This window comes from Virgibacillus sp. LDC1, from assembly GCF_025792345.1.
Lineage (GTDB): Bacteria > Bacillota > Bacilli > Paenibacillales > Paenibacillaceae > Paenibacillus_AQ > Paenibacillus_AQ lautus.
Genome location: NZ_JAOXLZ010000001.1, coordinates 342,791 through 358,340, shown reverse-complemented (window position 1 = coordinate 358,340; position 15,550 = coordinate 342,791). Strand labels below are relative to the sequence as shown.

General features: G+C 46.8%; 13 protein-coding genes and 1 tRNA gene. 6 read left to right on the top strand and 8 right to left on the bottom strand.

The genetic code is table 11. From position 1 onward, the window contains the following. Positions 1-10: 10 nt before the first annotated feature. The 4 genes from OHJ21_RS01655 to OHJ21_RS01640 all read right to left on the bottom strand — a co-directional run bounded on the left by OHJ21_RS01655 (position 11) and on the right by OHJ21_RS01640 (position 6,011). Complete coding sequence (locus tag OHJ21_RS01655; RefSeq protein WP_165789694.1) at positions 11-940, bottom strand: ABC transporter permease; 930 nt, start codon at positions 938-940, stop codon at positions 11-13. A 139-nt stretch (positions 941-1,079) separates the two neighbouring features. Continuing rightward, on the bottom strand, positions 1,080-2,555 hold the full coding sequence (locus tag OHJ21_RS01650) for an ABC transporter substrate-binding protein (RefSeq protein WP_100535998.1): 1,476 nt from the start codon (positions 2,553-2,555) through the stop codon (positions 1,080-1,082). A 128-nt stretch (positions 2,556-2,683) separates the two neighbouring features. Continuing rightward, complete coding sequence (locus tag OHJ21_RS01645; RefSeq protein ID WP_127591945.1) at positions 2,684-4,195, bottom strand: response regulator transcription factor; 1,512 nt, start codon at positions 4,193-4,195, stop codon at positions 2,684-2,686. Continuing rightward, the gene (locus OHJ21_RS01640; protein WP_326117748.1) at positions 4,188-6,011 is read right to left on the bottom strand and encodes a sensor histidine kinase; all 1,824 of its coding nucleotides are present in this window, start codon (positions 6,009-6,011) and stop codon (positions 4,188-4,190) included. Before OHJ21_RS01640 ends, OHJ21_RS01645 begins: the two co-directional genes overlap by 8 nt. Before the next feature lie 181 nt (positions 6,012-6,192). On the opposite strand from OHJ21_RS01640, the gene OHJ21_RS01635 reads away from it, so the two are divergent. Both OHJ21_RS01635 and OHJ21_RS01630 read left to right on the top strand, forming a co-directional pair. Next, positions 6,193-6,531, top strand: a complete 339-nt coding sequence (locus tag OHJ21_RS01635) for a L,D-transpeptidase (protein ID WP_100535995.1) — start codon at positions 6,193-6,195, stop codon at positions 6,529-6,531. Positions 6,532-6,633: 102 nt separating this feature from the next. Beyond that, a complete protein-coding gene (locus OHJ21_RS01630) occupies positions 6,634-7,710 on the top strand; it encodes an AI-2E family transporter (protein WP_326117745.1) in 1,077 nt (358 codons plus the stop codon). Between the two features lie 101 nt (positions 7,711-7,811). Here OHJ21_RS01630 and OHJ21_RS01625 read toward each other — a convergent pair whose 3' ends face one another. The 3 genes from OHJ21_RS01625 to OHJ21_RS01615 all read right to left on the bottom strand — a co-directional run bounded on the left by OHJ21_RS01625 (position 7,812) and on the right by OHJ21_RS01615 (position 9,206). Continuing rightward, positions 7,812-8,207 carry a hypothetical protein gene (locus OHJ21_RS01625; protein WP_100535993.1) on the bottom strand — a complete coding sequence of 132 codons (396 nt, stop codon included), beginning with the start codon at positions 8,205-8,207 and terminating at the stop codon, positions 7,812-7,814. Between the two features lie 19 nt (positions 8,208-8,226). Next, a complete protein-coding gene (locus OHJ21_RS01620) occupies positions 8,227-8,913 on the bottom strand; it encodes a uracil-DNA glycosylase (RefSeq protein WP_326117744.1) in 687 nt (228 codons plus the stop codon). A gap of 207 nt (positions 8,914-9,120) precedes the next feature. Further along, a tRNA-Leu gene (locus OHJ21_RS01615) sits at positions 9,121-9,206 on the bottom strand. A 359-nt stretch (positions 9,207-9,565) separates the two neighbouring features. Between OHJ21_RS01615 and OHJ21_RS01610 the strand changes: the two genes are divergently transcribed. From OHJ21_RS01610 to OHJ21_RS01600, 3 genes are all read left to right on the top strand, one after another. Beyond that, the gene (locus OHJ21_RS01610; protein ID WP_326117742.1) at positions 9,566-10,330 is read left to right on the top strand and encodes a polysaccharide deacetylase family protein; all 765 of its coding nucleotides are present in this window, start codon (positions 9,566-9,568) and stop codon (positions 10,328-10,330) included. A 189-nt stretch (positions 10,331-10,519) separates the two neighbouring features. Then, on the top strand, positions 10,520-11,119 hold the full coding sequence (locus tag OHJ21_RS01605; protein WP_326096913.1) for a TetR/AcrR family transcriptional regulator: 600 nt from the start codon (positions 10,520-10,522) through the stop codon (positions 11,117-11,119). A gap of 119 nt (positions 11,120-11,238) precedes the next feature. Then, complete coding sequence (locus tag OHJ21_RS01600; RefSeq protein WP_100535990.1) at positions 11,239-12,444, top strand: MFS transporter; 1,206 nt, start codon at positions 11,239-11,241, stop codon at positions 12,442-12,444. 633 nt (positions 12,445-13,077) lie between these two features. Here OHJ21_RS01600 and OHJ21_RS01595 read toward each other — a convergent pair. Continuing rightward, positions 13,078-13,266: a hypothetical protein gene (locus OHJ21_RS01595; RefSeq protein WP_071223022.1), complete on the bottom strand. Its 189-nt coding sequence runs from the start codon at positions 13,264-13,266 to the stop codon at positions 13,078-13,080. 283 nt (positions 13,267-13,549) lie between these two features. Between OHJ21_RS01595 and OHJ21_RS01590 the strand changes: the two genes are divergently transcribed. Further along, complete coding sequence (locus tag OHJ21_RS01590; protein ID WP_486019221.1) at positions 13,550-15,160, top strand: GMC family oxidoreductase; 1,611 nt, start codon at positions 13,550-13,552, stop codon at positions 15,158-15,160. Positions 15,161-15,550 lie beyond the last annotated feature (390 nt).

Below are 15,550 nucleotides of genomic sequence, written 5' to 3'. Positions count from 1 at the left end.
GATTGATCGATTAGAACAATGCGTTATCCTTGTCATATTTACGAACGACATAGTTCGATACCATAACCAGAATAAATCCGACTACCGACTGGTACAGACCCGCAGCAGTACTCATTCCGATCTCGCCTGTTGTTTTCAGACCACGATATACATAGGTATCAATGACGTTCGTTACGGAATACAAGGTTCCCGAATCCCTTGGCACTTGATAGAAGAGACCAAAGTCTGCGTAGAAGATTTTACCGATCGCAAGAAGAGTCAAAATGGTCATCAGCGGTTTCAGCATCGGAAGCGTGATGGCTTTAATCTGCTGCCATTTGTTCGCTCCGTCAATCATGGCCGCTTCGTACAGGGATTTGTCGATCCCCATAATCGCCGCCAGATAAACGACACTGTTATAACCAACGGATTTCCACAAACTGATTAACGTCAGGAATATCGGCCAATACTTGGCTTCGGAATACCACTGAACCGGCTCCATGCCAAACCAGCCCAAAATCTGATTGAGCATCCCTTTATCCATGCTCAGGAAACTGAATGCGAAATAACCTACGATAACCCAAGACAAGAAATACGGCAGAAACATACCGGTTTGATAGACTTTCGCCAATTTCTTATTCACGATTTCAGACAATACGATAGCCAGCGCTACGGATAGAATGAGACCCAAAATGATGAACACGAAATTATAAAGAACGGTGTTGCGCGTAATGATGTAAGCATCGTTGGTACTGAACAGGAATTTAAAGTTTTGGAACCCTACCCATTCACTATTAACGATACTTGCCCAGAACCCGTCACGGCTAAAGCGGTATTCCTTAAATGCAATAATGGTCCCGAACATAGGCAAATATGAGAATAAGAGAAACCACAGGGTCCCCGGCAAAACCATGAACAGCATGGCCTTATTCGTCATAATATTTTTGAAAAACTGTCCGATCGCTCTCACGCTTACCCCTCCTCGTGATGTGCATGAAATGAACAAAAGAAGGGCGGTGAACATCCGCCGCCCCGTCCTTGTTCATGCTGCAGCGGTATCTGCTGTCCTTGGGACTAGAGAACCGCTTCATGCATTGTTATTACTTGCTTGCTTTCCAAGCATCAATTTGGCTTTGTGCTTCAGCGATGATCTTATCCAGACCAGCAGCTTTCAGCTTTTCATTCGCTTTTGGCAGGAACTCTTCAGGATTCACGGTACCTGTCATCAGCGGCGCCCAGAACTCTTCTTTTACGTTGTTGACAGCTGCGAGCTCTGTGGATACTTTGGTTGGATCGAAGTTGAAACCGAGAAGCGGAGCAGCCTGACCGGACTCGTTAAACTTCTTGAACTCTTCCCATTTGTTCTCAGGATCCTCAGGATTCAAGTAAGTCAGCATGACATTACCAAGCGCGAAGGTAGGCATGTCGTAGTTTTTCGATTCTGGCAAGTTTTCCATTACGTTCTCGCTAAGCTTTTTGTAGTGCACGCCTTCGATACCGGAGTCAACCAGGTTGCGAAGATATACGTCTGTGTTCAGCAGGTTCAGGAACTCCATGGCTTTCTCAGGGTATTTCGAGTTAGCGGAAATCGCTTGCATCGAACCCATTACCGACCAGTTAAAGATTGTTGCGTCGCCAGCCGGAGTGGATACGACCGGATAGCCGTAGCTTTGGCTCCACAGATTGTCTGCGAACGGCTGCGTTGCCGCACGATCCGTGAACCAGTTTCCGGAAGTCATCAGATCTTGCGTCGAAGTTGTTGTAGCTGCTTCTGGGGAAATGTATCCCGCTTTGTAGTACTTGTTCATCAATTTCAGCATGTCCATCGTTTCCGGCATTTCGAGGAAGTTCACGACTTTCAGCTCTTCCTTGTCATCCAGGTATACGGCCATTGGCATTTTTTCGATGATGTAGTCAAACGGAAGCAATGGACCGAAGTCTTTGCTGATCGCCAAAGGAACAACGTTTGGTTCTTTTTCCTTGATCGTTTTCAGCAGTGGCTCCAAGCTTTCCATCGATTTCACGTTCGAAATATCGAGGTTGTATTTATCAAGCAATGTTTTATTAAAGCGCCATGCTTCTTGAGCAGGAAGCTCTTTGTTTGCCGGAATCGCATAATTGTGACCGTCAACCTTGGAACCTTCCAGGAACGCAGGGTCAATCGCGTCTTTAATGCCTTGTCCATGGCTTTCGATCAGCCCGTCCAATTCCATGAATGCGCCTTTACGTGCATTTTGCACATAGTCAAACGCCCATGAGCTTGTGAACAGGATATCCATCGGTTCGCCGGAAGCTGCCATGACTTGCATCTTCTGGTTGTAATCACCGAAGTCGATCATTTTCATGTCAACGGTTACACCAATCTTCTCAGCCGTGTATTTATTGATTTCTTCTTCAACCTTGTCGACATCCTTTTGAGGTGTTCCGATGGTGTACCAGATCAGCTCAACCGGTTTCTCGGCAGTTCCCCCGCCATCTCCTGCACTCTCTTTATTACCCCCACATGCCGACAACAGCATGGATGCGGACAATAGAAGCGTTAGCGGCAGGAGCCATTTCTTTTTCGATTTACTCATGTTTATCCTCCCTTTTGAATCCTTGTGTCTCTACACTTCTAAGGTTATCCCATGAAAGCAGTTTCACATAGGCGAAAAATTAAAGGTATTATGGTGAAAATAAAGAAAAAAAACTCTGATTAAATCAATCAGAGCATTCCTCGAAAATCCCTCGGCGATACGCCGACAAATTTTTTGAACTGTTTATAGAAATAACCAGTTTCCCAATAACCTACATTTTTTGCGATATCTTGTACTTTCGTTGAAGAGTTTCGGAGCAGCTCCTTGGCTCTTTCAATCCGGTACCGGTTAATATACTCCGTAAAGTTCTCTCCGGTCTCTTTATGGAACAGATGCCCCAGATAGACGGGATGAATATGATATTGGGCGCCTAACACCTTCAGCGACAAATCCTCGTTATAATGGTGCTGGATATGATGCAGAATCTGCTGGATGACAGGGCTCTTCACGTCATTGTTGAGCGAATCGACCAGCCCGCCGACCCCGTCCTTCACGGCCGTAATCAGATCGTCGATCGATACGGAATCCATAATATCGGTAATCGTATTTTTCACAAAATCAGGGGCTGCAGTATATTGAATATCGTTCAGCTCCAGTTTCAGGCGAATGACCATCTCGACCGCAATGCTCTTGAGTGTTGTCGGTATCATCCCCTGCGTATGGCGAAGCCGGTCAAAATCACTGTCGATCAAATCAAACAGCACCTGCTTGTCCCTTCCGGCGATGCCTTTGGCATATTCGGGCCACTGTACGGAATAGGATTCCGCCGCTTCTCCCTTCTTGGCTTGAACATCAACATAATCCACGTAGGAAGGCTGCTCCAGAACGAGATAGTATTCCTGTGCCTCCTTGGCGTGAAGATAACTGTCCTTATAATTACCGCCGAGGCTTTCCACGCTGCCAAGCGAGATGGACAGCTCCTCTTCATAGCAGTACTCGCGCACCTGCTGCAGGAGCCGGATGGCTCTCGCTTTTTCCGTGTCCGGATCTTTCATCATAAAAATCACCACGTGATCGCCGTCGTTGTCCCGGAAATATAGGACGCCCGGCTCCTGGTCCATTAATTGATACAGACAGCTCTCCAGCGGCGTGAAATCCGCTCTCAGAATAGACGCCATGACGTAAGGCAAATTCAGATTCAGCCCCAGAAGGGTCGCCCGCTCCTCCAGCTCCTCCGGCTCAATCCGGTCCGTGATCCAGCGATACAGGATATTGCTGCGCAATATGTTAATGTCGTACTCGTCCAGTCTCATTTCTCTTCTGGATTTGTTCATTTTATCCGTTGTGCTGGCAATCGTTTCTTCCAATTCCTTCAGATTGATCGGCTTGAGCAAATAATTCTCGATCCCAAGACGCATGCCTTCCTTCAAATAGGCAAAGTCGTCGAATCCGCTCAGGATAATCACCTTCAGATTACGGTTTAATTTTCGTGCGCCTTCGATCAATTCAAGTCCCGTCATCACAGGCATCGATATATCCGTTATGAGAATGTCAACCGGAATGACCGCCATCTTCTCAAGTGCCTGACGACCATTCTCCGCATGACCGACCACCTCAATGCCATATTTCGACCAATCCACGACATCAACCAATCCCTCGATAATGAACGGCTCATCGTCCACGATAAATACCTTATACATCGTTATTCAGCTTCCCTTCTGCCACCGGAAATTTCACTGTCACCGTCGTTCCGTTACCCGGCTCACTCTGGATGTCCATTCCGTACGAACTTCCAAACGTCAGCTTTAATCGCTCGTTCACACTCCGCAGACCAAACGATTCTTCACTTGATTCGGCCATGTCCAGCCGGGATTTGATCTCTTCCAGCTGCTCCGGCTCGATCCCTTTCCCGTTATCCTTAATCTCGATCACGACATCATCATCCTGCTGGATCGCGTTAATCGTCAGCCAATTGTCATCCTGATCGCTGCGCAGGCCGTGAACGATATAATTCTCAATCAGCGGCTGCAGCGACATTTTGATCATCGGCACATGTTTGATTTGATCGTCGCAGTGCATTTTGTATATATACTTGTCCTTATAGCGAATGCGAAACAGCTCCAGATAGAGCCTGCACGCCTCCAGCTCATCCTTCAGCGTATAGTGGGACTTATGCTGAACGATATTCTTGAACAGCATCGACAAGCTGTAGATCATATCGCCGACATCCTGCGCCCCCTGCGAGAGTGCTCTCATTCGAATCACTTCGAGTGTGTTGTATAGAAAATGGGGGTTAATTCTTGCCTGCAGTGCGGACAGCTCCGCATTCTTCTGGTTAATCTCTGCTTTATACACCTTGTCGATATAACGGGTAAGCTCATCCAGCATTTCATTAAAGCTGCCTGCGATTTGCCCTAGCTGATCCTCCTTGGTATCCTGCATCCGGGCAACGAATTCCCCCTTCTCTACCTTGCGCATAAAGCGGATAATGTTATCGGTACGCTTGGAGTAATTGACGATCGTCAGCGAAGGAATGGATACCGCAATCACGATGCACAGCAGGGCAACAATGATGATGGTGTTTTGCAGGCCATGGAAGGACTCAGCAATCTCACGCTTGGGTGTGATTCCAACCACCGTATAACCTGCCTGATTGTGAGCTGCCGTTGTAATATACGATTCTTCATCGAGGGTCACGGTTTCTTTGGAATTCAGCAGCCGGTCGGCATAAGGATACTTCTCGCCGTAATATTTACCGGAGGAGTCAAACATCACGCGGCCGTCACCCGACAAGACCAGTACGGATCCCTTCAAGGGATCGTCCCCGCTGTTCAGGACGGCATCCAGTGCTTCCGTTCGATATAAAATAACCAGCTGCCCCAGATTCTTGTATGTGGTCATATCATTAATCGGGCTCCGGATCGAGAATAACGGCATACTCACGTCTCCGGCCAGCTTGCGTATCCAGAGATTCGGCAATGTGACGCTTTGGCTTTCGAGCGCCATCACGTCGGGGATGTATGAATGTGTAGCATTCGCCTGATAGAGCCTTGTCATGCTGCCCTGCTTGTATACATACACATACTGTTTCTCCGCGCTGTACAGCATGATATTCTCAATATCCGGGTCATCGTCCAGCCTCTGCTTGAAATAAGCGACCACGCTGTCCGAATTGGACTGCCCGCCGCCCGCGATCCGATCCATTCGCTTGGCCATGTACTCATTAAACGAGTTCATGAGGAAATAGGAAGTGTCAAGGCCTAGAGAACTGTTGCGGTACAAGTCATTTACATAGGACTGCGCATTCTCATATTTTTGATTCAATTGCCGCTCCACCCGCTCTACCGCTCTTCGCTGAATGTCCAGTTCGCTGCGAACGGCCGATTGAAACAAGAAGTAATACATGATGTACGACAAGGAGACAATGGTAACCACCGCAATCAAAGAGATTAACAGCAGCATTTTGGTAAACATATTATTTTTAATATATTTTTGATAAAACCTAGCAGGAGACATTGGTTTCCCCTTCCTGATGTAAACGTTGTTAATGCTTATCCTAAATATAACATCGGTTGGCCGTCATCAATGGGTGAAATTTCTACCAAGTCATGAAGGTGTAATTTGCCTATTTTAGGTCAATTTAGGGGCCGGTCTTCGCCCTGATTCATAGCATGAATCATGAAGGAGATGGATTAAGATGCCCCAATACCGCATTATTGTCGATTTATCCGATTTTCAGCTGCATCTGCTGGATGGCGACATCGTGGTGCGTACGTTCCCGGTCGCCATTGGTAAAATGGCTACACAGACGCCGCCAGGCAGTTACACCATCGTCAACAAGCAGCCGAATCCCGGAGGACCTTTCGGAGCCTATTGGTTAGGGTTGTCCAAACCCCATTACGGCATCCATGGCACAAACGACCCTTCATCCATCGGCCGCTCCGTTTCCCATGGCTGCATTCGGATGTACAACGAGGATGTGATGGAGCTGGCCTCCCTCGTGCCCATCCATACCCGGGTCACCATACGAAACTGATAACATAATCTGGTGATTTCAAATCCCCCCAAATTGGTTAAATACAAATGTTACATGGTATCTATGTATTTTACCTATTCGTTGTTATGGAGGGATTTGCCCATGATGCAGAGCAAATATTTCAGGACATGCTTTGGCATAATCGCACTGCTCTTGATCATTTATCTAGGATCCGAAATCAGCTTTTTGTTCCGGCCAATCGTCTCCATGTTCAATATGCTGATCGTTCCCGTCGCGATGGCCGGCTTCTTTTATTATCTGCTCAGGCCGATCGTCGACTACCTGGAGCGGCGGAAAATCAAACGATCCATTGGCGTCCTGATGCTGTATTTCGTATTTGCCGGTCTCTGCGCCATCTTCGGCATCGTGGTGTGGCCGACACTCCGCGAACAGATCGAAAATTTTATCAGCAATACCCCCTTTCTGGTAGAGGGTGTACAGGAACAGATCGACCAGCTGCAGCAGAATCGATTCTGGTCACGCTATATACCAACGGAATCCGAGCTGTCTACCTCACTGACGGAGTACATGAATCGGATCATTACCTGGATCAGCAACTCCATCAATAACCTGATCACCGTTGTATCCAGCGTTGTCGTTATTATTGCTACGATTCCGATCATTCTGTACTACATGCTGAAGGAAGGCAGCAAGCTTCCGCCCAGGCTGCTCAGTGTCCTGCCAAGACGATACCGCCGTGACGGCAACGAAGTGCTGGGTGAGATCGATACGGCACTCAGCAATTTTATTATCGGCAAAGTGATCCTGAATCTTATACTTAGCATCATGATCTATATCGGATTTCTGATCATCGGGCTGCCCTATTCGCTGCTCTTAACGGTGATCTCCTTCTTCTTGAATTTCATTCCGTATATCGGTGCGCTGCTGGCGACCATTCCTGCCGTCATTATCGGATTTATCGAATCTCCTTCCATCGCGATATGGTCCGTTGTTGTTATTGTCATCGCGCAGCAGATCCAAGATAACATTCTGACACCGGTTATCTACGGGAAACAGCTTGATATTCACCCGTTGACCACGATTGTCCTCATACTTGTAGGCGGCGATTTCTTCGGGCTGCTTGGCATCCTGCTCGCCATTCCAGCCTACATGATCGTCAAAATTATCGTGGTACGGATTTACGAACTGTTCCTTGCCGAAAAAGTAGAGGACGCATAATAAACTCGAGTTACTGGAGACAAACAACTTCCATTTGCAAAAAAAAGGATGTCCCCGCCAACTTCACGATGGCTGCTGGGGACATCCTTTATGTAAAAGAATCACGCATTGCCGCGCAGGGATCGAACCACAAAATCATGCTCGTCCTTGCGCAAAATCATCCCGTTTGACAGGGTAACGGTATCCTCGTCGTGAGAAGTCAGGATGGCCTGTGATGACACCAGTCGATTGTCCCTCCATATCATCACAGAAGATCCAAAATAGACGGCATTATCGAATTGAATGGTATGATTCACGACATAACCGATGGAGTTCAAGGCCGGGTATGCGTTTCTCGGCATAATTCTATGAATAGCGCGAAACGGTATTACAAGCTCACCCGGGCCTAGAATCACTTTTTCCTGAACGGGATCCCACCCTTTCAACACACCTTCAACCGTGCTTTTCGCCCCGTCTAAACGCTGAATGACTACATGACGACCAATCCAATGCTTCATGAAGGTCACCTCTCGCGGATTATTCATCTCCATCGCCCGGTGTGCTCGGGATGTCCCAATTCACCGGATCCATACCCTTTTGCATTAAAAAAGCATTCGATGCTGAAAATGGACGACTACCGAAGAATCCTTTATGTGCTGCAAACGGACTCGGATGACTGGACTCAAGCACCTTGTGCCGGCTTCGGTCTATGAAGGAACCTTTCTTCTGTGCGTAACTTCCCCATAATATAAAAACCATTGGCTGATCACGTTCATTCAGTTTCGTAATGACCGTGTCGGTGAATTTCTCCCACCCGATCCCTTTATGCGAGTTCGGCTCGCTTTCGCGAACCGTAAGCACTGCATTGAGAAGCAAGACTCCTTGATCCGCCCACGATTGTAAGGAGCCGTGATGGGGAATCGAGATTCCCAGATCCGAAGCAAGCTCCTTATGTATATTTCGTAAAGATGGAGGAATCGCAACCCCGGGCGAGACGGAAAAGCTCAGTCCCTGTGCCTGCCTACGACCGTGATACGGGTCTTGTCCCAAAATAACGACTTTGGTTGATTGGTACGATGTTTGCTGAAGAGCCCGAAATATATCTTCCTTGGGGGGATACACCGTGCTGCGCCGGTATTCCTCGTCCACCCGTTCCATCAAATCTTGAAAATAAGGCTTATCCATTTCTCCCTGCAGAATAAGGTCCCAATCATTGTTAAACATCCGCATGTCTCCTCTCTCCTCCTCACACAGGCCAGCATGGAATCATAAAAGAATGCGATTTCTATAATCGGAACACCATTACAACTTCCGTTCATTTTGAATCCAATAACAACACTCATCATGAATTGACCTTGTGTCGATTTAAAAAATAAGCCGGCACCCATACGGGGGCCGACTTATTTTGCATCTTACCAGACGCTGTTATAATGCCGAGGACGGGGGTCGAACCCGTACGGTAGTCACCTACCGCAGGATTTTAAGTCCTGTGCGTCTGCCAATTCCGCCACCCCGGCATATTTATCCGCGCATGTTCCTAGCGTCGTTCACGTTCACTTCCATAGCCTAAGGTACGCGTCGAATTCGCAATAGGTTGCGATCTCATTCCGATATCTAGGTGTGCACATTTCGTCTTAGCGACAAAATTGATAATACCATGTCCAACCATATGATGTCAATATATGAAACTCATAATTTTTCGCATCACCCCCATCTAGGCCTCATTCTCGATTGCTTCGAGCAGCCGCTCTAATTCATCGATTCAAATGCTTCAGTTTGTCATAAAGAATAATTTTACCGTTATCACCAAATGATAAATAGGCTTGCATTGTCATATGCGAAGACTAGAACAGCAGAGAAAAGGATACCGCCCACCATGAAAAAACTCTCAACCATCATATTGTTCGCTATCTCCGCCTCCCTTTGCTACCCGAATGTTGTCAACGCCGAGCGTGCGCCATCCACTTCCAAAGGCAGGGGTTATTATGAAGAACGCGGCGAGATTGTATGGGAAGTCCCCACACACAACAAGGTAATTGCCCTTACCTTTGACGATGGCCCGGACGAGCAGAATACCGTTCAAATTCTGGATCTGTTACAGCAATATAACGCCAAGGCCACCTTCTTCGTTGTTGGCAGCCGGGTGGAGAAACACCCTGAGATCGTAGCGCGAGAGCTGCATGAAGGACATGAGATCGGCAATCACTCTTACTCCCATCCTCCCTTTCACAATATTGACGTCAGCAAGTTAACGAGCGAACTGAACCGGACGCAGGATGCAATCTTTCATGCAACCGGCATTCGAACCGCTCTCTTTCGTCCACCCGGAGGCAGCTATAATGAAGCGATTGTTCGAACGAGCAAGGATTTCGGTATGCTGACCGTATTATGGTCATGGCACCAGGACACGCTGGACTGGCGAAAGCCCGGCGTTAACCGGATTGTCAAAAAAGTGCTGGATAATGCTCACAATGGAGACATCGTACTGATGCACGACTTTGTGCCAAGCAGTACACAGACGGTAGAGGCTCTCAAAGTGATTTTACCGGAGCTGCAAAAGAGAGGCTACGAGTTTGTGACCGTTTCGGAGCTGCTCTCCTATCACGAGAAAACGCGTAAGTTCATTGAAGTTAACCATTAATGAAACAGATGCCACGTTCTGCAATAACCGCTGCCTCCTAATGGTAACGGTTATTTTTTGAAGCTGCTGGATCCGAAAACACACAGTCCAATTTTCTCTTGAACTTATCAATTTCATCTGATAAGATACAGAACGAACGTTCAGTATATAAATTTTGAATATGGCCGAGGGTTATGAGGGGGTGCATGCGTGAACAAAAAACAACAACAAACCGAAGATACCAAGCGACGCATAGCCGAAGCCGCCAAGGCGCTTTTTATGCAGAAGGGTTACAAATCAACGTCTATAGAGGAGATCGTTGAAGCCACCGGAAGCAGCAAAGGGAATATCTATTATCATTTTAAGAGCAAGGAAGGGCTGTTTCTGTATCTGATCGAGGAATGGGACCTCGAGTGGGAACAGAAATGGAACAGTAAAGAGCAGCATTACACCACCACCGTCGACAAGCTGTACGGAATAGCCGAACAATTGGTGTTTGATGATCTGAACCACCCCTTCTCCAAGGCACTTGATGAATTTATGAACAGCAATGGAGCTGTTACCGAGGAAGTAGAGCAACGAATCGTCCAGATTATCCGGAGCCATTTGGAATTCAATCAGAAATTGCTGCAGCAAGGGATGGATCGCGGGGAGTTTGAGAATCATAATGTGGAGCAGCTGTCCGTCATCTTTGAGAGCCTCATTGTTGGCTTAAGCCAGATGTCCCGTATAACTAAGGTGGAAAATGCCCTTTCCCTTTATCATGCCGCCATCAAAGTATTTCTGCATGGCATTGAAAAGAAATCATGAAAAACTGGCCCCTTTTTCATGCTCTATTATAAACCGAACGTTCAGTATATAATCAATCGAATGACGATCATTTTCATCATGGCCTTATTAAATCGTCTTTTATTTTTGGAGGAATCATCATGTCATTACTGATGCGAAACAATGGAGCCATTCTGCTCCTCATGTTCAATATATTTCTAGTCTTCACCGGGATCGGGCTCGTCATACCTATTATGCCAACCTATATGACGGAACTGCATATTAGCGGAAGCACGGTAGGTATGCTCGTTGCCGCTTTTTCATTAACACAGCTGTTATTCTCGCCACTTGCGGGAAGATTGTCCGACACCATCGGACGTAAAAAAATCATCATCTCCGGCATGATTGTGTTCGCCGTATCGGAATGGTTGTTCGGAGCTGCCAGCACACCGCCGCTCTTGTTCGCCTCGAGAATGCTGGGCGGAATCGGCGCTGCACTGATTATGCCCGCTGTCATGGCCTACACGGCTGATGTGACTTCGAATGAGGAACGCGCCAGGGGTATGGGGTTCATTAATGCTGCGATTACGACAGGCTTCATCATCGGACCGGGCATCGGTGGATTTATCGCCGAATTTGGCATTCGCGTTCCTTTCTACGCCGCGGCCGTTGCGGGAGGAATTGCTGCGCTGGTCACACTGCTGCTGCTTCCGGAATCATCCGCCAAGCAGGAAGCACCTACCGTACTGGGACGGAAGAAGGAGAGCCTGGCTGTCCAGCTGGTGCGTTCTTTCAGGGAACCTTATTTCCTGAGTTTGATTATTGTATTTGTGCTCTCGTTCGGTCTTGCCAATTACGAAACGGTGTTCGGCCTGTTTGTAGATCATAAATTCGGGTTCACCCCTAAAGATATTGCCATGATCATCACGTTCGGATCGATTGCGGGTGCCGTCGTGCAAGCGACGATATTCGGTTGGATCCTGAACCGGTTCGGTGAGAAAAGAGTCATTACACTCAGTTTGCTTACCGCGGGGATCTGTATCCTGTTAACCCTGTTTGTGCATAAATACTGGCTGATATTCCTCGTTACCTTCCTGGTCTTCCTGTCGATCGACATCCTGCGTCCCGCCATCGGTACGCAAATGTCCAAACTGGCGAAGGATCAGCAGGGCTACGTGGCCGGCTTGAACTCGGCCTACACCAGTCTGGGGAATATTGCCGGACCGCTGGTGGCAGGGTACCTGTTTGATGTGGACATCAACTTTCCCTACATTTCCGCGTCCATCGTCCTCATCCTCTGCTTCTTCCTGGCCATGCGCGCCGGCAGAGCCTGGGCGGCTACGGAAGCCGTCATGAATGAGCGTTGACGAAGGGTAACGGCCTTCCTCAACGTTTACAGCCAATCATTGAGCAAGACCCCGCCGTAAGCTTCTGGCGGGGTCTTGCTTTTTTTATTTTCCTTCAGGCTATCCACTTATTTGTCAGTAATAATACAAATGGCGACTAATAAAACTACTAAACCATATACTCTATTTAACTATTTTTAGTAGAAACCCAAGCCAGCTTACGATATTTGAATATGTTGAATTATCTAGCAACGGGAGGTGATTTCTATGTCTTGTCGTAAACAAAAGAAAGTAGTCATCATCATCGTTGTAAAGTAAATAAAGGCGTTGTAAGATCGCTTCAGAAGAATCACAATATTATCATTCTTGCTAAAGAGGGCCATTCGCTGGCCCTCTTTAGTCGCTGCTTTGTTCTAACCATTTTCCATTTTGGGCATATTAAACACAAACACGTAAAACACTAATCATCTATTTCTTTGATAGATAGACCATTCCAAAGAGCTCTATAAAACGATGGCCTTCATCTTTAGAAACAAACCCAGTGCCACGGTGCTGGGTCTTATTTATACTGTATTTTCGATTCCTTTGGTTGTTTCTTACGACTTGATGTTAACAGTTAACATTGTATGTATAGGGCTTGTTACAGAATTACATTCAGTAAGCCACCAGGACGATCATCGCCAATAAAGCCACAAGCGCAAACAATAGAGACCATCCCAATTCAAAACGTCGTTTTTCTTTATATGCCTTGAAGGCTTTCCTCGATTCAAATACAAAAACGATCACCAAGAAGGCGAGTAAGACCGGCAATCCCCAAGACTGATTCAATACCCATTCTGACACCTTGATCCCCCATTCTAGATACTAATTTAAGCTGCATCCAACCAGCAGCAGCCGTATAAATAGCTTGTCCCCAACGACTCCATTAAAATGTACCGTAAGTCGCCTCCGATTACAAATCTCGCTTGTCGGAATCTCTGATTGATCTTTCAGGTTCCTCTGGATTTGAACTCCATTTGAATAATGATCATGTTCATTGCATTTTAACTGGCCGGTGCGGACTTAAGCACATTTTTCAGAACAAATTAATACTCTGAATTAATTCATTTCCAAGAGGAGTTCGTTGATGGAGAAAAAATCAACTTATGATTACATTGTGGTAGGCACAGGCCCGGCAGGAGCCGTTATCGCGAAGTCACTTACTGATGACATGCGAACTTCCGTGCTTGTATTAGAATCCGGTGGAAATCATGACAAAGACAAACCGATCAAGGATTCAACCTTTGCACTTGAGCTTGAAGAAAGTTTCTTTCCGAATTACTTCTGGCAGGGAGAAGGCGTTCCCCAAGAAGAACTTGATGGACGCGCATTCGAATGGACGACGGGGCGACTCTCGGGTGGCGGTTCTTCAATCAACGGGGAGCAGTATGTACGACCGACAGCTGCCGTGCTCCTGAAGTGGGAACGACTGCTTGGACCTCAATGGTCACCTGAAAAAGCCACGCAACGATTCAAATCATTGGAGAATTATAACGGTGAAACCACAAATATCAATGCGCATGGGTATCGAGGAAGAATTAACATCAGGCAAGCACCCGAAACTCCGACACCGATGGCTCACAAGCTGACAACTGCGATCGAGCGGGCAACAGGTTATCCTATAATTCTTGACTACAATGATCCGGATACTCCCATGGGACCGTTCACCCGTTGGCAATTATACCAACAACCTGATGGTCGTAGGGAAAGCTCATCCACAGCCTTCCTGTCTCCCGACATTATGACGCCAACAGGTCGGGGAGTTCATAACCGAAAATTAACTGTAATGTTTCGGACAACGGCTCTCCGTATTCTCTTCTCCGGCAAACGTGCCGTTGGTGTTGAATATTTGAAGGATGGCAAATGCATCCGTGCATATTCCCGTAAAAAGGTTATTATATCGGCAGGAATAAATAGCCCTCAGTTGTTAATGTTGTCTGGAATTGGATCCGCTAAAATGTTGAAAAAGGCTGGAATCCCTGTCATCTTCGATAACCCAAACGTAGGGCAAAGATTAAAAAACCATACGCTAAACTTCGCTGTATTTGCTACCAATTCAGAAGATCGTCCCCTCCCTACCCTTGATCCAAATGCACTTTATACGGGAGGAGCTTTCTTGCCAGATCCATCTGGTATCGATCCGGATGAACGGGCGGTTCAACTCGTTGGCATCGATTCTGAAGAAGAATTGACCATAGCGATTTTGTACTTGCGGCCAAAGAGCAAAGGGACGATCCGCATCCAAAGCAAAGATCCGCTAAATATCGTATTGGCAGACGAAGGATTTCTCTCAAATCCAGACGACATGGAGGCTGTAAAAAGAATTTATCGAACGTATATCAGAGATATTGCCTTAGAGTTGGAACAGATTGATTCTTCGTATCAGCTCCTATCCCCAGCATTCGATGTGATTGATGATGATGACAGACTCGAAGAATTTATTAAGGAAAATTTCGACCACAATCATCATCAGCAAGGATTTCTGCGTATGGCTCCTTTATCAAAAGGAGGAGTCGTTAACCGTAAAGGAAATGTACATGGGGTTCAAGATTTGATCGTTGCAGATGCGTCCATAGTTCCATATACAGTCGATGGAAACACCTCTTCAGCTGCATATCTTATCGGCTATACCATAGCGAAGCAATTATGTAAACGCAAAAAAAATCAACGACCACATACGGAATTAGGGGAAGAATGAAAACTGAACATAAAGGGGCAGGATAGCCCCTTTTTCAGTTTCCCGCAAAGGCGATCGGTTTGCACATCGGTTCCCTGTGAATGTACATTAATCGAGGTTTTTCGTATAACCAGCGGCCCTGCTAGCCGATATGGCGTGTAGATGTCGGATGTCTGCATAAAGCTGGACGGGCCCGCTATCTCAGCCGTCGAGAGCCGCGTCCTCATTTATTGATTGACTTCAGCCCCCCTTTTTTTCAATAAATATCATTATGATCAATGGTTTATCACCAAGAATTCACATGTTGCTTATTTCTTCGCGTTAAAGTAGTGCCGGTAGCTTCATAGCACTTCGGTTCATGCCCCTTTAAACAGAAAAAAACCCTTGCTTCCGCAAGGGTCTTCGATAAAG